The organism is Castellaniella sp. (assembly GCF_049650445.1).
In the GTDB taxonomy this organism is placed as follows: Bacteria; Pseudomonadota; Gammaproteobacteria; order Burkholderiales; family Burkholderiaceae_B; genus Castellaniella.
The window spans coordinates 94,655-113,488 of the sequence record NZ_JBASAD010000008.1 but is presented as its reverse complement, the minus strand read 5'-3'; the positions used below and the strand labels follow the sequence as shown (position 1 = coordinate 113,488).

Genomic DNA, 18,834 nt, shown 5'->3' with positions numbered 1-18,834 from the left:
GACCAGGTGCTGGACCTGTTCGCCGAGGAACTGCGTCTGGCGCACGAGGCGCTGTGCGGGATCACGGGCCAGTTCACCAGCGATGATCTGCTGGGGGAGATTTTTTCGAGGTTTTGTATTGGGAAGTAGCGGGATCAACGCGCCACACGCCCGGCGCGTTGCGGTCGGCGCCCCTTATTCCTCCACCACCACCTCCGAATGCACCACCTCCGGTGCCTTCTCGAAGAAACCGCCCACCAGCCCGCGCCAGGCCTGGAAATCCTCGGACTGGCGGAAATGCACCATGTGGTCGTCCAGGGTTTCCCAGTACACCATCAGCACGTATTGCTCGGGTTTTTCGATGATGTGGTGCAGCTCGACGCGCGTGCAGCCGCGGGCGCGGTGAAAGAGCGGCAGCGCCTGGCGGACGCCGGCCTCGAAGTCGGGCTGGGTGCCGGGTTTCACGGTGATGTGGGCCATTTCGCGGATCATGTCGAGTTCCTGTGGGTAAAGGGTGAAGACGGAGCCATGATTATGCACCGTGTCATGCGCCGTGCTGACCTGCGCCTGCCAGGCACGGGGATCTGGTGCCGTCTGGACGCGAGGTTGCTCCGGCCGCAGGCGGCCGGGCTTCAGCACGGTTCTCGCTGCTTTCACAGATTCGGATACGGGAGAAATGTAGCTTGCTATTAAATAGTGCACTATATAAAATGACTCCATGAATCGCCTCGCCACATCCGTTCCCGCCGAACCGACCGCCAGCCTGACGCTGGATGCTCAGCTATGTTTTGCGCTGTATTCGGCGCAACTGGCGATGGGCAAGATCTATCGGCGGCATCTGGCGGATCTGGGCCTGACCTATCCGCAATACCTGGTGATGCTGGTGCTGTGGGAAGCCGATGGGCAGACGGTCACGGCTTTGGGCGAACGTCTGTATCTGGATTCGGCCACGCTGACGCCGCTGCTCAAGCGCCTGCAGGCCATGGGTCTGCTGCGTCGCGACCGCGCGGCCGACGATCAGCGCCAGGTGCGGGTGTCGCTGACCTCGGCCGGGCGCGACCTGTGGCATCGTGCCGGCGGCGTCCCCAAGGGCGTGCTGTGCGCGACGGGGTGTTCGCCCGATCACGCACGGGTACTCAAGGCCGAACTGGAAGAATTGCGGGCGAACCTGCTGACCGCGTCTGTTGCCCTCTCAAACCGCACGGTGCCGGATTGACCCCGGCCCGTTCACGGGATGCCGCCGATCGTGGTGCCGGCCGTCTCCCTGGAATCGCACCACAAGGAGTCCAAGCATGACAGTTGAAAACGTTCTCTACACGGCCCACGCCTCGGCCACCGGTGGCCGCGACGGCAGCGCCAAGTCCTCGGATGGACGCCTGGACATCAAGCTGTCCGTGCCCAAGGAATTGGGTGGTGATGCTGGTCCCGGCACCAACCCCGAACAGTTGTTTGCCGCAGGCTATTCGGCCTGCTTTCTGGGCGCCCTGAAGCTGGTCGCCGGCAAGGAAAGCGTCAAGCTGCCGGACAACACCCAGGTGTCGGGCGCGGTGGGTGTCGGCCCCATTCCGACGGGCTTCGGCATTGCGGTGGAACTGACGATCGCCGCTCCCGGCGTCGATCACGCGAAGCTGACCGACCTGGTCCAGAAGGCCCATATCGTCTGCCCGTATTCCAATGCCACGCGCAACAACATCAAGGTCACGCTGACGGTGGCGTAAGCTCGCGCAGTGCAGTGAATGAAGACGGCCGGTGTTTTAGAACCGGCCGTTTTTTTATTCGGACACGGAGCAGCCCGCAGGGACTTCTCAAATTGGGATATCCCTCCACCTCGCCACCTGCAGGTGGCTCGGATGATTCCGGCGGCAGACAGCCCGCAGGGGCTGTCCGCCGTCCGGAATCATCCCCCACATCCCCCGCAGCAGTTGCCGTCTTCGCCATGGGCTGGTTTCAGGGCCTCGTAGCCGGCGTCCTGGACGGCGACTTGCAGGCGCTGGACGGAGACCTGGGCGGTGTCGAAAGTGACGGTGACTTTTTCATCGGCAAGGGATACCGAGACCTGGGAGACGCCGGGTACGGCGGCCAGGGCGCGGTCCACCGTGTCGGCGCAGGAGGGGCTGCGCAGGCCGACCAGGCGCAGGGTGGCGGTTTTCTGGGATGAGCGCTTCAGGGTTGCAGCTTCCATGGGGTCCTCGCGTGCGGGGAAAGCCCTTGATAAGGGCAAGGTTATAGATTCATTTGAAATACATCTTCTCTGCCGGCTAGTATAGCAGGGGTACATCGTCCCGGATTCACCCGGACGATGTACCCAGACTTACGCCAGGCCCATGTCCCCCGCACCCCCCGTCCGCCGTATCGCGCATCTGGACATGGACGCGTTCTACGCGTCCGTGGAATTGCTGCGCTATCCCGATCTGCGCGGCCAGGCCGTGGTGATCGGCGGCGGCGGTGCGCGGCCCGAGGGGGGAGAATATCTCCGCTTGAGGGACTATGTCGGGCGCGGGGTGATCACGACGGCCACCTACGAGGCCCGCGCCCTGGGTGTGCATTCGGCCATGGGCATGATGAAGGCCGCGCGCCTGGCACCCGACGCGGTGCTGCTGCCGGTGGATTTTCCGGCGTATCGCCACTATTCCCGGCTGTTCAAGGCTGCCGTGGCGTCCATCGCGTCCTGCATCGAGGATCGCGGCATCGATGAGATCTACATTGATCTGACCGATCTGCCGCAGCCCTCCGCCGAACTGGCCCGCGTGTTGAAGCGGGCGGTGCGCGAGGCCACGGGGCTGAGCTGTTCCATCGGCATTTCGCCGAACAAGCTGCTGTCGAAGATTGCGTCCGACCTGGACAAGCCTGACGGCATCACGCTGATCGGCCCAGGCGACCTGGAGCGGCGCATCTGGCCGCTGCCGGTATCCAAGGTCAACGGCATCGGCCCCAAGGCCACGCGCAAGCTGCAGGACCTGGAGATCGAGACCGTCGGCCAGTTGGCGCAGGCCGCGCCGGCGCTGCTGCAGCAGCACTTCGGGTTGGGCACGGCGCAATGGCTGCTGGACGTGGCGCACGGCATCGACGACCGGCCGGTGGTGACGCAGTCCGAGCCCAAGTCCCTCAGCCGGGAAACGACATTCGAACGGGACCTGCACGTGCGCCGCGACCGGCCGCTGCTATCGCAGATCTTCCGGGATCTGTGCGAGCGTCTTGCGCAAGACCTGGCCCGCAAGGGCGTGCGCGGTGCGACGGTGGGCATCAAGCTGCGCTTCGACGACTTTCGGGTGGTGACCCGCGACCTGACCCTGGACGCGGCGGTCGGGGATGCCGAGGCCATCCACCGGGCCGCCGGGCAGTGCCTGAAGCGGGTGCCCCTGGAACGTCGTTTGAGGCTGCTGGGCGTGCGGGTCAGCAAGCTGGAGCCGGCGGGGGCGGACGAGCGGCCACATCCGGTACAACTGGATTTGTACTGATAAGGAAAGGCCCCCACGCTGATTAAAAATCGTATTCCGGTTCGATGGCGTCGCCCACCTGAAGCCAGGTTTCGCCCTGCGGCAGGGCGGCGATGGCGTTCATGCCGAACAGCACGCCTTGCTCGAACTGCCGGTGTCGTGCCAGAGTGCGACCGGGCTCGACCGCCGTGCCGCCGGTCTGCGGATCGACGTTGGGGATGGGGCAGCGGGCGCAGGCCTTGACGAAGGCGAAGCCGGCGTCGTTCGTGCGAAATCCGGCCAGGTGGTCTTCGTCGTAAGGCTCCAGGCCCTGGAGCACGATGTTGGGGCGGAAGCGGATCATGTCCACCGGCGTGACGCCCTGTCCGGCCAGTTGGCCATTCAGCTCTTCCAGCGAGTGCTGGTTGGCGATCAGGAAAGGAAAGCCATCGGCAAAGGCGAAAGCGTGCCGCTCCACAGGCAGAAACGAATCCGGCCAGTCTGGGTGGGTCTGGATCCAGCGGGTGACGTACGGCAGGCTGGCCAGGCGGTGCGCCTGGGGGTGCAGATGCAGCAGGCGGCAGGATTCACCGATGAAGGCGCTCAGCCACGCGGCGGCTTCGTCGCCCTGGTCGGCGCCCAGGGTGGGGGTACCCCAGATGGTGACCGACACGGCCTCGGCCTGAGCGGGTGGGGGCGGCACGAAGCAGGCGGCCTGACCGGGCGCGCGCAGCCACAGGCCGTCCGTGACGGGTTCCGGGCGGATCAGCACCATGCGGGGATGCTGGCGTTGGGTCATGAAGCCGCCTTGAGCATTGACGATGACCCAGTGCCGGTCGAAGTCCAGACCGGACTCGGTGACGCGGACGCGCTGATGAGCGATGCCGGCGCAGGATTTGACGGGGTAACTGTACAGGCTGTGAATGGCCAGGCGCATGAAAGTCTGCCGGTGACGGGAGAAGGAAGATATTCTAGAGCGATCAAAGGAAAATGCAGGCATTTGAAATGCCGTAGCATGCGGGATTCGCGGGAGTCCGCACGCATCCTGGCGTGCATCCCAAGCGCCCCGCAGGAGATTCCATGCCCTTGAAAGACATTCTGGCCGCCCTGGTCGTCATCGTGCTGTGGGGGCGGTTGCTGGCCCGCCACCCGGTGACCCGGATCGCGCCGCTCAGCTTGCTGGTTCCGGTGGTAGGGCTGTTGTGCGCCGACTGGTTCCTGGGGGAAAAGCTGGGTTTGTGGCAGTGGCTGGGCGGCGGTGTGGTGCTGATCGGACTGGTGGTGAATCCGAGCGGCATGCAGGCCGCGAGGTGGGCCGCAAGCCGAAGGCGCAGCGTGGGGGCATTTTTTTGGCGCTCGTTGGGCGGGCAGAGTCCGGGAAATCCCGCGGGCGTCTTAGAATAGCGGTTTGCGCGGCGCGCTGCCGCCGGAACCTCGTTTTCAGGAATTTGCACTCATGTCGATCGATCGCGCCGGGCTGAACGCCCTGATGGAAATCACTTCGCGTCCGGAACTGGTGTTCGTCCGAGGCCAGGGTTCCTGGCTGGAAGACCACAATGGCAAACGCTATCTGGACTTCATTCAGGGCTGGGCCGTGAATGCCCTGGGCCACAATCACCCCGCCATGATCGATGCGCTGGCTCGTCAGTCGCAGTTGCTGATCAATCCTTCGCCGGCCTTCTACAACCAGCCGTCCATCGATCTGGCCCGTCGTATCGTGGAATCCTCCTGCTTCGACCGCGTGTTCTTCGCCAACAGCGGGGCCGAGGCCAACGAGGGCGCCATCAAGCTGGCCCGCAAATGGGGTCAGTTGCACCGCAAGGGCGCCTACAAGATCATCACCTTCGATCACAGTTTCCACGGCCGTACCCTGGCCACCATGTCGGCTTCAGGCAAGGCCGGCTGGGACAAGAAGTTTGCGCCGCAGGTCGACGGCTTCCCCAAGGCCGAGCTCAACGATCTGGACTCGGTGCGCGCCCTGATCGACGATCAGACGGTCGCCGTGATGCTGGAGCCGGTCCAGGGCGAGGCGGGCGTGATCCCCGCGACGCGCGAATTCATGCAGGGCCTGCGCGCGCTGACCCGTGAACAGGGGCTGTTGCTGATCGTGGACGAGGTCCAGAGCGGCATGGGTCGCACGGGTCGGCTGTACGCCTACCAGCATGCCGGCGTCGAGCCCGACATCATGACGCTGGGCAAGGGCATCGGCGGCGGCGTGCCGCTGTCGGCGCTGTGCGCGCGCGAGGCCGTCTGCTGCTTCGAGCACGGCGACCAGGGCGGCACCTACAACGGCAACCCGCTGATGACGGCGGTGGGCGTGGCGATCTTCGACACGCTGGCAGCGCCCGGCTTCCTGGACGAGGTCAACGCACGAGGGCAGCAGTTGTCGGAAGGCCTGACGGCGCTGTCGGACAAGTGGGGCATGCACGGCGAGCGTGGTCAGGGGCTGCTGCGCGCGCTGGTGATGAACCGCGATGACGGTCCGGCGCTGGTTCTGGCCGCGCGTGACCGCACGCCGGAGGGCCTGCTGCTGAACGCGCCGCGCGGTAACCTGCTGCGCTTCATGCCGGCCCTGAACGTCACGGCCGACGAGATCGACACGATGCTGGCCTGGCTGGATGAACTGATCACGAAAGTGCGCGCCTGAACAGCCTGAAGCGCGCAGCCGCGCAGGCGTCTCGCGCCTCAGGCCGGCAGCAGGCGGCGCAGCAGCAGCAGGCGTTCGCGGACCAGCCGTTCACGCATCGGCACGCGGGGACGGCCCGAGGGCGGGTCAGCAGCATCGAGTTCAGTGATCGCCCGATGGATCTGCGTTTCGTGCGCCGGCCACCAGGCCGCCAGTTTGCGATCCGGCGTCAGTGCGGATAAGCCCAGGCGGCGCAGTTCGGAGCGGTTGAAGTCCTTCAGGTTCAGCGTCAGGATTTCCACCGGGCTGCCGGGATACCGTTCACGCATTTCCCGGGCGACGGCAATGACATGCCAGTCCTTGGGATCGCTGTAGCGCAGCCCCTGTTTGTATTGATCGACCTCATGCGCCATGGCGCCGGGAAAGGCGGACTGCATGGCATCCCAGTCGGCTTGCAGGTTTTCCGCGGGGATGTCCCACAGGCGTCGGGCATTGCGCATCCATTCGTCGCCGATGCGTTCGCTCCAGGCGGGTTGAAAGAGGCCGCACGCACCCAGCGCCAGCATCAGGCGGCGTTGCAGGCCGGACATCATGACGCAGGCGTCGATCACCAGGATGGCGGACGGCATCAATTCAGCCACGCCAGCGCGCCTTTGGCTGCGGCGCGGCCTGCGGCAAAGCAGGCGGTCAGCAGATAGCCGCCGGTGGGCGCGTCCCAGTCCAGCATTTCGCCCGCGCAGAAGACGCCTGGCAGGGTGTGCAGCATCAGCCGTTCGTCCATCGCCTGCGGGCGGACGCCGCCTGCCGTGCTGATGGCTTCGTCGATGGGACGCATGCCGGTCAGCCGCACGGGCAGTCGCTTGATCGCCGCCGCCAGCCGGGCGGGATCGGCGTAGTCATCCCTGCTCAGGCATTCCCGCAGCAAGCCGGCCTTGGCCCCGTGCAGGTTCAGGCGCGAGCGCAGATGACTGGACAAGGATTTGGCGCCGCGTGGATACGTGACCTGCTCGGCCACCCAGGCAGCATCGCGGTCGGGCAGCAGATCGATGGTCAGCACGGCTTCGCCGGTCTGCTCCAGCGCCCGGCGCAAATCCGCGGACAAGGCGTAGACCAGCCCTCCTTCCAGGCCGTCTTGGGTCAGCATGAGTTCGCCGCGCTGCCAGGAGGCATCGGCGTCGCTGTCCGGCGAGACCGTTTTGAGTACACAGGCGGCGATCGATTTCAGCGGCTCGCCCGCGTGGCGTTCCTGGAAATGCGCGCTCCAGTCCGCCTGGAATCCGCAGTTGGCGGGCCACAGCGGCGCGACGTCCACGCCTTTTTCCGCCAGCATGGGCACCCACGCGCCGTCCGATCCCAGGCGGGACCAACTGCCGCCGCCCAAAGCCAGGATGACGACATCCGCCTTGAGGTGCGTTTCGCCTGCCGGGGTGGCGAAGCGCAATAGGCCGGACTCATCCCACCCGGTCCAGCGATGGCGGGAGTGGATGCGTACGCCTTGCTCGCGCAGACGACGCAGCCAGGCGCGCAGCAGCGGTGCGGCTTTCATCTCGGCGGGAAAGATCCGCCCTGAAGTGCCGACGAACGTGTCCACCCCCAGACCATGCGCCCAGTCGCGCAGGGCTTGCGGGCCGAAATCGGCCAGCCAGGATTCCACCCAGGGGGCCTGTTCGCGGTAGCGCGACAGGAATGCGGGCAGGGGTTCGCCATGGGTCAGATTGAGCCCTCCGCGTCCGGCCAGCAGGAATTTGCGGCCCACCGAGGGCATGGCGTCGTAGAGATCGACGCGTGCGCCCGAGGCCGCCAATGTCTCAGCCGCCATCAGCCCGGCCGGGCCGCCGCCGATCACGGCAATCGAATGCGATGGCAAAGGAATCGTCCTTGAAAACCCGCGTTGTGGAGGTCAGCGGGGGGTGGGCGGAATTGTAGAGGGTTGGTGCAGCCCTTGTCAGCGGCGCGCACTTGACGCAGAATCCAGAGGTCATTCTTCAGTGTGCTGAATAATTTCTACAAGGAGTCTCCGGATGTCCACACGTACTCTCCCGCCGTTTCGCGCCGACCATGTCGGCAGCTTTCTGAGGCCCGTCTATCTGCTCGAGGCGCGTGATCGCCATGCCAGGGGTGAAATCGATGCCGCCGCCCTGCGCGTCGTCGAGGACCGCGCCATCGCCGAGGTCGTGCGGTTCCAGGAGGACATCGGCCTGAAATCGGTGACGGACGGCGAATTCCGCCGCACGTACTTCCATCTCGATTTCCTGCGCCAGCTCGATGGCGTGACCACCGACGATCCCAAGGTGGTGACGGGGTCGGACGGCAAGGAGCACCTGGCGCCGCCGTCGATCCTCGTGACCGGCAAGGTGCGCCACGCGCGCGATATCCAGCGCGCCGATTTCGAGTATCTGGCAAGTCAGGTGTCGGCCGGACATACGCCCAAGGTCACCATCCCCTCGCCCACCATGCTGCATTTCCGGGGCGGGCGAGCCGGCATCGACGCCGTGGCCTATCCGGAGCTCGATCCCGATTTCTACGAGGACGTGGCCGAGGCCTATGGGCAGGAATTGCGCAGTCTGTACGACGCCGGTTGCCGCTACGTGCAGATGGACGATACCAACCTGGCCTACCTGTGCGATGGGCGCATGCGCGAGGCCGCTCAGGCGCGCGGCGACGATCCGAATGAGCTGCCGCACCGGTACGCCCGCTTCATCAACCGGGTGGTGGCGCGCAAGCCCGAGGGCATGGTGCTGGCCATGCACCTGTGTCGTGGCAATTTCAAGAGCACCTATGCGGCCGAGGGCAACTACGAGCCGGTGGCCGAGGCGCTGCTGTCGGAAATGCATCTGGACGCCTATTTTATGGAGTACGACGACGATCGCAGCGGCGATTTCAGGCCCCTGCGCTTCCTGCCGAAGGGCAAGATCGTGGTGCTGGGCCTGGTCACGACCAAGTTCGGCGCGCTCGAGTCCAAGGATGATCTCAAGCGCCGCATCGATGAGGCGGCGAAACACGCGCCCCTGGAACAGCTCGCCCTTTCGCCGCAATGCGGTTTCTCGAGCACGGTGCACGGCAACAATGTGGCCGTCGAGGATCAGCGTGCCAAGCTGCGGCTGGTGGTCGAGACCGCCCGCGAGGTCTGGGGCGACGCCTGAGGCGCTACGAGGGCTTGCCTTTGGCCCCGGTGGCGGCATGATCCGCTGCCGGCGTCGGGGCCCGCCGCCATTCGATGATGCCGATCACGATGCCGCTGCCGCAGACCACCGCGATGCCCAGCCAGGTGAGGGCGTCGGGAAAATCGCCCCAGACCAGCCAACCCAGGATCGAGGCTGCGACGATCTGCAGATAGAGAAAGGGGGCGAGCAGGGAGGCCGGCGTCAGGCGGTAGGCCTGGATCTGCAGGATGTGGCCCAGGGCGCCCCAGAAGCCGGTGCTGATCATGATCAGCCATTCCAGGGGGCCGAACGTGCTCAGGGCGGGCAAGGCCGCCGGTACGATGAAAGGCAGCGCTACGGTCAGGCCGATGGTGCCGACGCCGCCGCTCCAGACCAGGGTGGTCATGGGGCTGTCGACGGCGACCAGGCGGGTGCATACGTACTGGACGGAGAACAGCAAGGCGGTCATCAGGCCGAAAGACACCCCGACCGGGTCCAGGCCGCTGCCCGGGCGGATGATGATCAGAATGCCGGCGAAGCCGACCAGGGCGGCGACCCAGCGCGACAGCCGGGGGGGCTCGCGCAGGATCCACGGCGCGCAGGCCAGCATGATCAGGGGGGCCAGGAAGTTGATGGAGGTCGCTTCGGCCTGCGGCATGTGTTGCAGCGCGGTGAAGAACGTGAAGGTCGCGGTGACCATCACCGCGCCGCGCAGGAACTGGGCGTAGGGGCGCTTGGGGCGCAGCGCCGCCCGCAGCTCCGAGGACGGGATCAGGACCGCGACCAGGGCCAGGTGGACAGTGAACCGCACCCAGCAGACGAAGGCCAGGGGCAGGCCGGCCGCCATGATCCATTTGCCGCTGGTGTCCAGCGTCGAAAGAGACCAGGAGGCCAGGATCACCAGGGCGATGCCGGCGAGGGGCGACGTGCTTGACGCGCGGTGGACGATGCTGGGCAGACGCATGCTGTAAGAAAAGAGCCTGGCGGATTCAGGCATGCAGCATATCAGGATTCCACAGCGGTCAGGACGTCGTGTTCAGGGATGAGGGCGAGGGCAGTCCTGATGCCCTCGCGGGGCCGTGTCAGGGTTTGGCGGCGTGCCAGGCGTTGTTGAGGAAACCGTCGCCCGTCTTGTCGCCGGGCTTGGCGTCCTTGCTCCAGTAGTAAAGCGGCCGGCCCTTGTAGGCCCATTGCTTGCCGCCGTCGTCGCGGGTCACCACGCTCCAGTCGCCGGCGGCGGCCCCTGTGGCCACCATCAGCGGCGGCCAGTTGGTGGCGCAGCCGCCGTTGCACACGCTCTTGCCGGAACCCGTGGCGTCCTTGTCGAAGACGTAGAGCGTCATCTGGTTGGGGCCGACCAGCACGCCGTTCAGGGCGGTGGCCGGAGTTTGCGCCTGGGCTTGAGGCGCCAGGGCGCAGGCGGCCAGCAGCATCGGGCCGAGGGTGGAAAAGGAAGCACGACGTGTCATGACGGTTCTCCTTGCTTGGTTTGGTCTGCGGGAAGCAGTCCGGCCAGGCGGCGTATTCCATTGGACGCCGTATTTTTGGCTCTGGCAATAAAAAACCGCCGGGACCGTGGCCGGTCCGGCGGTTTTCAGCGACGGGGCGGATACCCCGGGGCGATCAGGCCCTGGCGGCCAGTTCCGCCTTTTTCACCTGGCGCCAGTGGTGCAGCAGCGGCTCGGTGTAGCCGTTGGGCTGTTCCAGACCCTTGAAGATCAGGTCGCTGGCGGCCTTGAAGGCGCAGGACGTGTCGAAGTGACCGTCCATCGGTTCGTAGGCGGCATCGCCGGCGTTCTGCTTGTCCACCACGGCGGCCATGCGGCGCAGGGTTTCTTCGACCTGCGCGCGGGTGGCGATGCCGTGCAGCAGCCAGTTGGCGATGTGCTGGCTGGAAATCCGCAGCGTGGCGCGGTCTTCCATCAGGCCCACGTCATGGATGTCGGGGACTTTGGAGCAGCCCACGCCCTGGTCGATCCAGCGCACCACGTAGCCCAGGATGCCCTGGCAGTTGTTGTCCAGTTCCTGCTGGATCTGCTTGGGCGTCCAGGTGGGCGCGGCGGTGACCGGCACGGTCAGGATGCGGTCGGTGTAGTCCTCGTGGTGGTTTTCCAGGGACTTCTGCACCTCGACCACATTGACCTGGTGGTAGTGCAGCGCGTGCAGGGTGGCGGCGGTGGGTGAAGGCACCCAGGCGGTGTTGCCGCCGGCCTTGAGCTGGCTGACCTTCTGTTCCAGCATGGCGGCCATCAGGTCGGGCATGGCCCACATGCCCTTGCCGATCTGTGCGTGGCCGCGCAGGCCGCATTCCAGGCCGCTTTGCACGTTGTTGGGCTCGTAGGCCTGGATCCAGGTCTGGGACTTCATGTCGTGCTTGCGTACCATGACGCCGGCGCGCATGGAGGTATGCAGCTCGTCGCCGGTGCGGTCCAGGAAGCCGGTGTTGATGAACGCCACGCGTTCGGCGGCGGCGGCGATGCAGGCCTTGAGGTTGACGCTGGTGCGGCGTTCCTCGTCCATGATGCCCATCTTGATCGTGTTGGGCGCCAGGCCCAGCAGTTGTTCGACGCGGCCGAAGATTTCGTCGGCGAAGGCGACCTCGTCGGGGCCGTGCATCTTGGGCTTGACGATGTAGACCGAGCCGGTGCGGGAGTTCTTGCGGGCCTTCAGGTCGTGGATGGCGATCAGCGAGGTGCAGACGGCGTCCAGGATGCCCTCGGGCACTTCGTTGCCGTCGCGATCGAGGATGGCCGGGTTGGTCATCAGGTGGCCGACGTTGCGCACGAACATCAGCGAGCGGCCGTGCAGCGTGGCGGCGCTGCCGTCGCGCGCGGTGTATTCGCGGTCCGGGTTCAGGCGGCGGGTGATGGTCTTGCCGCCCTTGACCAGGTCTTCGGTCAGGTCACCCTTCATCAGGCCCAGCCAGTTGCGGTAGGCGACGACCTTGTCGTCCGCGTCCACGGCGGCGATGGAGTCCTCGCAGTCCATGATGGTGGTCAGGGCCGCCTCGACGACCACGTCCTTGATGTGGGCGGAGTCGGTCTTGCCGATGGGATGGCTGGCGTCGAACTGGATTTCGATGTGCAGGCCGTTGTGGCGCAGGATCAGCGCCTGCGGAGCGGCGGCGTCGCCGCGGTGGCCCAGGAAGGCGCCGGTGTCGGCCAGGCCGGTGACGGCGCCGCCGCGCAGCGTGACGCGCAGATCGCCGTCGACGACGGCATAGGCGGCGGCATCGCTGTGCGAGCCGTGGGCCAGGGGGAAGCTGCCGTCCAGGAAGCGGCGGGCGAAGGCGATGACGCGGGCGCCGCGCACCGGGTTGTAGCCGCCGGCGCGGATGGCGCCGTCGGATTCGGAAATCGCGTCGGTGCCGTACAGGGCGTCGTACAGGCTGCCCCAGCGGGCGTTGGCGGCGTTCAGGGCGTAGCGGGCGTTCATCACCGGCACGACCAGTTGCGGGCCGGCCTGGGCGGTGATTTCGACGTCGACGTTGGCGGTGGTGACGGCGACCTGTGCGGGCGCGTCCTTCAGGTAGCCGATGTTCGTCAGAAAGGCGCGATAGGCGGCCGGGTCGGCGATGGGGCCGGGATGCTGGGTGTACCAGCCGTCCAGCGCGGCCTGGAGGCGGTCGCGTTCGGCCAGCAGGGCGCGGTTCTTGGGGGCGAGGTCATGAATGATCGCGGAGAGGCCTTCCCAGAAGGCGGCCGGCTGTACGTCCGTACCCGGCAGGGCTTCCTGTTCGATGAAGCGGTGCAGGGAAGCAGCGATCTGGAGTCCATGGCTGGAGATGCGATCGGTCATGATGGTCCTTGGGTAATCTTGAATGAAGTCGAAGTCTATCTATCAATCCTGGATTATAGGCAGTCTTCTATAAGAGTTAAAGAGGCGGGCGTCCCGCCGCCTGACCCTTGTCCCGCTTTCAAGTCATTGATATGAAATAAAAAAGGGCGCCTCGAAAGAAGCATGCGCGCTATATGCCTGTATGGATAATGCGTATTTTGCGCGGGTCTAGAGCATCGGTTTGTCGCAGTGCATGAATGCGCCTGCGCCGGGCGTGCCGACGAATTCGAAGTCCTTGCTGACGAGCTTGCCGCGAGAAAGCGTCATGACGGGCCAGCCTGTGACCGTGCGCCCCTCGTAGGGGGTGTAATCGACGTCATGGTGCAGCATGCTGTTGCGGATGGTGACCTGGCGCCTGGGGTCCCAGAGGGCGATGTCTGCATCGGAGCCCACCATGAGCGAGCCCTTGCGGGGATAAAGCCCGTAGAGCTTCGCCGGCTGGGTGGACGTGAGCGCGACGAATTGGTGGAGGCTGATGCGCCCGTCGTTGACGCCGCCCGAAAACAGCAGCGGCAGGCGGGTTTCCAGCCCGGGAATGCCGTTGGGAATGTATTGGAATTTCTGTTCGCGGCCTTTGAGTTTCTTGCCGTGCGGATCGTCGTAGTTGAATGGGGCGTGGTCCGAGGAAAAAACGGAAAAGGTGCCTTGTGCCAGGCCTTGCCAGACGGCGTCCTGGTTTGCGCTGTCGCGAGGGGGCGGGCTGCAGATGCATTTGGCACCCTCGTAGTGCCCGTGCCCCAGGTCTTCCGCCGTGAGGTAGAGATACTGAGGGCAGGTTTCGGCGAAGATCCGTTGGCCCCGCTGGTGTGCCCAGCGGATCTGCTCGATGGCTTCGCTGCCCGAGACGTGGACGATCAGGATCGGCACGTCGACCAGTTCAGAGAATGTGATGGCCCTGTGGGTGGCCTCGCGCTCTACGGCCTGGGGGCGGGATGTCGCGTGATATTGGGGGGTGGTTTTTCCCTCGGCGACCAGGCGGTCCGTCAGCCAACTGATGCAATCGGAGTTTTCCGCGTGCACCATCACCAGCGCCCCGCCCTGGCGGGCGACGTCCAGCACGTCCAGTATCTGGCGGTCGTTGAGCTTCAGGTCGTCGTAGGTCATGTAGATCTTGAACGAGGTATAGCCCTCGCTGATCAGCGAGGGCAGTTCCTGTTCCAGGATCTCGGGCGCGGGGTCCGAGACGATCATGTGGAAGGCGTAGTCGATGCACGACTTTCCGTTGGCCCGCTGGTGGTAGTCGTCCACGGCGGCGCGCAGGGATTGGCCCTTGATCTGCGCCGCGAACGGAATGATCGTGGTGGTGCCGCCGCAGGCCGCCGAGCGTGAGCCGCTGGTGAAGTCATCGGCCATGCGCAGGCCAAAGCCTTGGGGTTGATCCAGGTGGCAGTGTGCATCGACGCCCCCCGGCAGGGCCAGCAGGCCGCGGGCGTCTATGGTTTCCCGTGCGGGACCGAGATCGGTTCCCAGTGCTGCGATGATGCCGTTTCGTATGCCGATGTCCGCGTTGAAACGGTCCGCTGCCGTGATGATCTCGGCGCCGGTGATGAGGAGGTCCAGTTCTTGTGCCATCGTTGCCCTTGGGGTGATGTCCCGCTGGTCTTGCCAGGCGGATCATTGCCGGAAATAGTGTGTAAAAGGCTAATGTGACGGAAATATTGTAGACATTAGTGTTTACACCTATTCGACAAAATTAATGCTCTTGATGAAGCGGTTTTATTTTTATTTTATTTAATTGAATCAATATGATATGAGGAAAATCATGCATAAGAAAAATTGCAGAATCATGCCTTAAATTGTCTGATAAATACATTTCAAGGTAGGTAACAGCAGGATTGTTTTGACGAATTGTACACACGTTGTTTATGCTCTGATCATCAGGCTGTTCATGGTCTGCACCGCAGCGTCCCGGGATGGGACGTCACGACTCATACGTATATCCGGCGAGGAGACAATCATGGGATTTCAAGCAAAACGCCTTTTGATGGCGACGGCGATGGCGTTCACTTGCGTCGCGTCGACTGCAGCGTGGGCTGATCCGGAGACGCTCAAAGTGTTGGGCAACTTCACGGGGAACAAAAAACAGGTCGATCTGGTCGAGCGGCCATTCTTCACAGGGCTTGCCAAGGAAACCGGGATTTCCTCCCAGGTCTCCTACAGCCCCATGGATCTGGTGAACGTCAAGGCGGCTGATGCCATGCGCCTGCTGAAATCCGGCGCGTTCGATATCGCATCGGTGCAGATCGGCATGGCTGCGCGCGACAATCCGTTCCTCGAAGGCATCGATCTGGCGGGTGTGGCGACGAATGTCGCGGATCAGCGCAAAGTGACCGACGCCATTCGCGGCGAGTTCGATAAAGAAGTACAGAGTCGCTTCAATGTGAAGACCCTGGCGCTGTGGCCCTTCGGCCCCCAGGTCCTGTTCTGCAAGGATCCGATCGAACAGGCGGCTGACTTCAAGGGCAAGAAGATCCGCACCTTCACCACGTCCATGGCGACTCTGATTCAGGGCCTGGGCGGGTCGCCTGTGACCCTGCAGTACGCCGAGGTCTATCTGGCCCTGCAGCGCGGCGTGGCGGATTGCGGCGTGACAGCCGCGTCGGCGGGCAACGGCGGCAAGTGGCCTGAAGTCACCAAGTATCAGGTTCCCCTGGCGGTCTCGAGCTCCATGCAGGGGCACTTCATCAATCTGGATGTCTGGAACCAGTTCTCCCCGGAGAAGCAGCAGGCTTTGATCAAGTCTTTCAAGACGATGGAGGACGCCATGTGGGGGCTGGCAACGGATGGCGACCAGGACGCCGTCCGTTGCAACACCGGCCAGGCGGATTGCAAGGACCACACCAAGTACAGCATGACGCTCAACCCGGTCACCCCGGAGGAACTGTCGCAGCTCAAGGGGATCGTCGACCGCCTGGTGCTGCCGGAGTGGGCCAAGAACTGTAACGCGGTCGTGCCGGATTGCTCGGATCGCTGGTCCGCGACGGTCGGCAAGGCCATGGGTTACGGGCGTATCGCCGTCGCTCGCTAGCCTGACTTCCTGAGGAGCTCTCCATGGCCAGATCGAATGTGATCGCGAGTGCCTGCCTGCCGGCGGCTCGCGTGGCGGCATGCGTCGCCGGATATGCCTTGGTCGTGTTGTCGGTCATGATCACTTATGACGTCATCGCCCGTAAGCTGTTCAATGCCCCATCCATCGGGACGGACGAAATAGGCGGTTATATCGTGGCGATCATGGCGGCCTTCGGCTTCACGTATGCGCTGTTGCAGCATGCACATACGCGGATCGATATCTTCTACCAATGGTTCCCGGTACGGGTGCGCCTGCTGGCCAATCTGTTGGCCATGACCGCCATGGCGTCGTATGCCTGCTTCCTGGCCTGGCGGGCCTGGGCCACGCTGGCGGAAAGCATCGAGTACAAAAGCACGGCGAATACGCCGCTGCATACACCGCAGTGGATTCCGCAATCCGTCTGGTTGTTGGGGCTGCTCCTGTTTGCGATCGTGTCGGTCGCTCTCCTGGTCCACGCAGTCTGGCTGATGGCGCGTGGCAATGCACCGCAGGCGCTGCAGTTCTATGGGCCGAAGACGCTCGACGAGGAAATCGAGGAAGAGCGTCTCGACATAGACGATTTCGAGCAGCAGTCATCGTCCGCGCAGGCATCGGGAGCTCGTCATGATTGATTTCGGCACGGCCTTCATCGGCTTTCTCATGATGCTGGTGTTCATGCTGCTGGGCATCAGCATCGCCGCATCGCTGTTCCTGACGGCGGCCATCGGGGCGCTGGCCTATCTGGGCCTGCCTACCCTCCTGTCCTTCGGCAATACGATGTGGGGGGCCTTGAATGACTTCATCCTGACGTGCATTCCTTTGTTCATCCTGCTGGGGGAAATCCTGGTGCGCGCCGGTGTGACCGACCGGATGTACCGGTCGCTGTCGGGGTGGTTCTCGCGCCTGCCGGGGGGATTGCTGCATACCAACATCGTTTCGTGCGGCATCTTTGCGGCGATTTCGGGTTCTTCGGTAGCGACGGCCGCCACGATCGGAACCGTGGCCATGCCGGCCATGAACGCCCGCGGGTACAACGAGAAAATGGTGCTGGGGTCGGTCGCTGCGGGGGGAACCCTGGGCATCCTCATTCCGCCCAGCATCAATATGGTCGTCTATGGGGCGATCACCAACACCTCGATCGGCAAGCTCTTCATCGCGGGCATCGTCCCCGGTCTTCTGCTTGCCGGCATGTTCATGCTGTTCATCGCCGTGTACTGCATCGTCAAACCTTCCCTGGCGGGAGAGCCGGAAAAACTGGCGCCCTTGTCCCAGCGCCTGCGCGATCTGGGCGACCTGATTCCTCCGGCCATGGTCTTCATCGTCGTCATGGGCGGGATTTACATGGGTTGGGCGACGCCCACCGAAGCGGCGGCGATCGGGGTCGTGATGTCCTTGGGTGTGGCCGCCTGGTACCGCAAGCTCAGCTTCGCCATGCTGCACGAGTCCTTCCTGGCCGCGACGCGCACGACCGCCATGGTGCTGCTGATCATCCTGGGCGCTTTTTTCCTGAACTATGTGGTCGGCATGCTGGGCGTTCCCCAGGCGGTGTCCAGCTACGTCGCCGCATTGGGTACCACACCGCTGGAGACGATCTGGATTCTGGTGCTGCTCTATCTCGTCCTGGGCTGTTTTCTGGAAACCCTGTCCATGATGATCGCGACGGTTCCCGTGATCGTGCCGCTGGTCGTGTCGCTGGGCTACGACCCCGTCTGGTTCGGCATCTTCCTGGTGATCATGATGGAACTTTCCCTCATCACTCCGCCCGTCGGCATGAACCTCTACGTCGTTCAGGGAATTCGCGGCAAGGGTTCGATCATCGACGTCATCAGGGGATCGTTGCCCTTCGTGCTGGCGATGCTGCTGCTGGTCACGCTGGTGATTTACTTCCCCGGCCTTGCGTTGTGGCTGCCGTCGAAAATATAAGTCGGGCCGACCCCGCCCCGACGTTCAAGCTGTGGAGATCATGGATATGACAAAACGAGTCCTGCTGGGCATGCTGACACCGTCGTCCAATACGGCGCTGGAGCCGCTGACCAGCGCGATGGTCAGCGCAATCCCCGGGGTATCCGCGCACTTCGCCCGCTTTACCGTGACGCAGATTTCGCTGGATCGGCAGTCGCTGGGGCAGTTCGACATCGGGAAGATACTGGACGCCGCCCGGCAGCTCGCGGACGCACGTGTCGATGTGATCGGCTGGAGCGGGACCGCGGCCAGCTGGCTGGGATTCGAGACCGACGAGGCCCTGTGTCGCGAGATCTCGGCCGCGACCGGGATTCCCTCCACGACCTCCGTCCTGGCGCTCAACGAGATCCTGGAAAAGACGGGCGTCAGGAAGCTGGGCCTGGTGTCTCCGTATATCGAGTCGGTGCAGCGGCGGATCATGGCCAATTACGAGGCAGCCGGTATCCAGGTCCCCGGAGAGCGGCATGCCGGCCTGCAGGTCAATTTCGACTTTTCCGAGGTGGCCGAATCCGAGGTGTTGCGCATGGCCCGTGAGGTTGCGGGATACGGCCCCGATGCCTTGACCGTGATGTGCACCAACGTCAAGGCGGCGCAACTGGCCGAGCGCATCGAAAGCGAATTGGGCATCCCTTTGTATGACTCGGTTTCGACCGTGGTCTGGAAGGCGCTGAAGATGGCAGGCGTCGATCCCGCAGGCATACAGAACTGGGGGCGTCTGTTTCGCGAGGTGGCTTGAACGCATTTCGCTCAAGATGCTTTGTATTCAATTTCCTGAAGAAACCTGAGTGAAAAACGCTGATTTTTCAAGAACGACGGATCAGC

Annotated in this window: 19 protein-coding genes and 1 pseudogene; 11 read left to right on the top strand and 9 right to left on the bottom strand. The window is 64.2% G+C overall.

The annotated features are described in order from the left end of the window. Window positions 1-129: pseudogene (locus WA983_RS02340) on the top strand (tRNA uridine-5-carboxymethylaminomethyl(34) synthesis GTPase MnmE); the annotation flags it as partial. Window positions 130-174: 45 nt separating this feature from the next. Here the strand turns inward: WA983_RS02340 and WA983_RS02335 are convergent. Next, window positions 175-471, bottom strand: coding sequence for an antibiotic biosynthesis monooxygenase family protein (locus WA983_RS02335; RefSeq protein ID WP_424311545.1), 297 nt, complete (start codon window positions 469-471; stop codon window positions 175-177). Window positions 472-697: 226 nt separating this feature from the next. Between WA983_RS02335 and WA983_RS02330 the strand changes: the two genes are divergently transcribed. Together WA983_RS02330 and WA983_RS02325 are read left to right on the top strand one after the other, a co-directional pair. Continuing rightward, complete coding sequence (locus WA983_RS02330; protein ID WP_424311544.1) at window positions 698-1,195, top strand: MarR family winged helix-turn-helix transcriptional regulator; 498 nt, start codon at window positions 698-700, stop codon at window positions 1,193-1,195. A gap of 76 nt (window positions 1,196-1,271) precedes the next feature. Further along, entirely contained in the window at window positions 1,272-1,697 is a 426-nt protein-coding gene (locus WA983_RS02325) for an organic hydroperoxide resistance protein (RefSeq protein WP_424311543.1), read from the top strand. Window positions 1,698-1,876: 179 nt separating this feature from the next. On the opposite strand, the gene WA983_RS02320 is transcribed toward WA983_RS02325, so the two are convergent. Beyond that, entirely contained in the window at window positions 1,877-2,161 is a 285-nt protein-coding gene (locus WA983_RS02320; protein WP_424249273.1) for a heavy-metal-associated domain-containing protein, read from the bottom strand. A 142-nt stretch (window positions 2,162-2,303) separates the two neighbouring features. On the opposite strand from WA983_RS02320, the gene dinB reads away from it, so the two are divergent. Next, window positions 2,304-3,437, top strand: coding sequence for a DNA polymerase IV (gene dinB / locus WA983_RS02315; RefSeq protein WP_424311542.1), 1,134 nt, complete (start codon window positions 2,304-2,306; stop codon window positions 3,435-3,437). A gap of 22 nt (window positions 3,438-3,459) precedes the next feature. Here dinB and WA983_RS02310 read toward each other — a convergent pair whose 3' ends face one another. Next, window positions 3,460-4,332: an MOSC domain-containing protein gene (locus tag WA983_RS02310; protein ID WP_424311541.1), complete on the bottom strand. Its 873-nt coding sequence runs from the start codon at window positions 4,330-4,332 to the stop codon at window positions 3,460-3,462. A gap of 143 nt (window positions 4,333-4,475) precedes the next feature. Here WA983_RS02310 and WA983_RS02305 point away from each other — a divergent pair, with 143 nt between their 5' ends. Together WA983_RS02305 and WA983_RS02300 are read left to right on the top strand one after the other, a co-directional pair. Beyond that, window positions 4,476-4,799 carry an EamA family transporter gene (locus WA983_RS02305; RefSeq protein WP_424249280.1) on the top strand — a complete coding sequence of 108 codons (324 nt, stop codon included), beginning with the start codon at window positions 4,476-4,478 and terminating at the stop codon, window positions 4,797-4,799. A 52-nt stretch (window positions 4,800-4,851) separates the two neighbouring features. Next, complete coding sequence (locus WA983_RS02300; protein ID WP_424249282.1) at window positions 4,852-6,042, top strand: acetylornithine transaminase; 1,191 nt, start codon at window positions 4,852-4,854, stop codon at window positions 6,040-6,042. Between the two features lie 38 nt (window positions 6,043-6,080). Here WA983_RS02300 and WA983_RS02295 read toward each other — a convergent pair whose 3' ends face one another. Both WA983_RS02295 and WA983_RS02290 read right to left on the bottom strand, forming a co-directional pair. After that, the gene (locus WA983_RS02295) at window positions 6,081-6,662 is read right to left on the bottom strand and encodes a PIN domain-containing protein (protein WP_424249284.1); all 582 of its coding nucleotides are present in this window, start codon (window positions 6,660-6,662) and stop codon (window positions 6,081-6,083) included. Then, the gene (locus tag WA983_RS02290; protein ID WP_424249290.1) at window positions 6,650-7,840 is read right to left on the bottom strand and encodes a TIGR03862 family flavoprotein; all 1,191 of its coding nucleotides are present in this window, start codon (window positions 7,838-7,840) and stop codon (window positions 6,650-6,652) included. Before WA983_RS02290 ends, WA983_RS02295 begins: the two co-directional genes overlap by 13 nt. A gap of 202 nt (window positions 7,841-8,042) precedes the next feature. Here WA983_RS02290 and WA983_RS02285 point away from each other — a divergent pair, with 202 nt between their 5' ends. Then, window positions 8,043-9,164, top strand: coding sequence for a 5-methyltetrahydropteroyltriglutamate--homocysteine S-methyltransferase (locus WA983_RS02285; RefSeq protein ID WP_424249286.1), 1,122 nt, complete (start codon window positions 8,043-8,045; stop codon window positions 9,162-9,164). Between the two features lie 4 nt (window positions 9,165-9,168). Here the strand turns inward: WA983_RS02285 and WA983_RS02280 are convergent, their stop codons facing one another. The 4 genes from WA983_RS02280 to hydA form a co-directional block, all read right to left on the bottom strand. Then, window positions 9,169-10,128, bottom strand: a complete 960-nt coding sequence (locus tag WA983_RS02280) for a DMT family transporter (RefSeq protein WP_424249292.1) — start codon at window positions 10,126-10,128, stop codon at window positions 9,169-9,171. A 118-nt stretch (window positions 10,129-10,246) separates the two neighbouring features. Continuing rightward, the gene (locus WA983_RS02275) at window positions 10,247-10,633 is read right to left on the bottom strand and encodes a hypothetical protein (RefSeq protein ID WP_424249287.1); all 387 of its coding nucleotides are present in this window, start codon (window positions 10,631-10,633) and stop codon (window positions 10,247-10,249) included. Window positions 10,634-10,787: 154 nt separating this feature from the next. Then, window positions 10,788-12,962, bottom strand: coding sequence for a malate synthase G (locus WA983_RS02270; RefSeq protein ID WP_424311540.1), 2,175 nt, complete (start codon window positions 12,960-12,962; stop codon window positions 10,788-10,790). Window positions 12,963-13,169: 207 nt separating this feature from the next. After that, window positions 13,170-14,573 (bottom strand): dihydropyrimidinase, encoded by a 1,404-nt coding sequence (gene hydA, locus WA983_RS02265; RefSeq protein WP_424252148.1) that lies wholly within the window; start codon window positions 14,571-14,573, stop codon window positions 13,170-13,172. Window positions 14,574-14,958: 385 nt separating this feature from the next. On the opposite strand from hydA, the gene WA983_RS02260 reads away from it, so the two are divergent. From WA983_RS02260 to WA983_RS02245, 4 genes are read left to right on the top strand one after another with little or no spacing between them, the layout of a single operon-like run. After that, on the top strand, window positions 14,959-16,029 hold the full coding sequence (locus tag WA983_RS02260) for a TRAP transporter substrate-binding protein (protein WP_424252146.1): 1,071 nt from the start codon (window positions 14,959-14,961) through the stop codon (window positions 16,027-16,029). Window positions 16,030-16,052: 23 nt separating this feature from the next. Beyond that, a complete protein-coding gene (locus WA983_RS02255) occupies window positions 16,053-16,682 on the top strand; it encodes a TRAP transporter small permease subunit (protein WP_424252144.1) in 630 nt (209 codons plus the stop codon). Continuing rightward, window positions 16,675-17,973 carry a TRAP transporter large permease gene (locus tag WA983_RS02250; protein WP_424252142.1) on the top strand — a complete coding sequence of 433 codons (1,299 nt, stop codon included), beginning with the start codon at window positions 16,675-16,677 and terminating at the stop codon, window positions 17,971-17,973. Before WA983_RS02255 ends, WA983_RS02250 begins: the two co-directional genes overlap by 8 nt. A 46-nt stretch (window positions 17,974-18,019) precedes the next feature. Beyond that, window positions 18,020-18,748: a maleate cis-trans isomerase family protein gene (locus WA983_RS02245; RefSeq protein WP_424252140.1), complete on the top strand. Its 729-nt coding sequence runs from the start codon at window positions 18,020-18,022 to the stop codon at window positions 18,746-18,748. Window positions 18,749-18,834 lie beyond the last annotated feature (86 nt).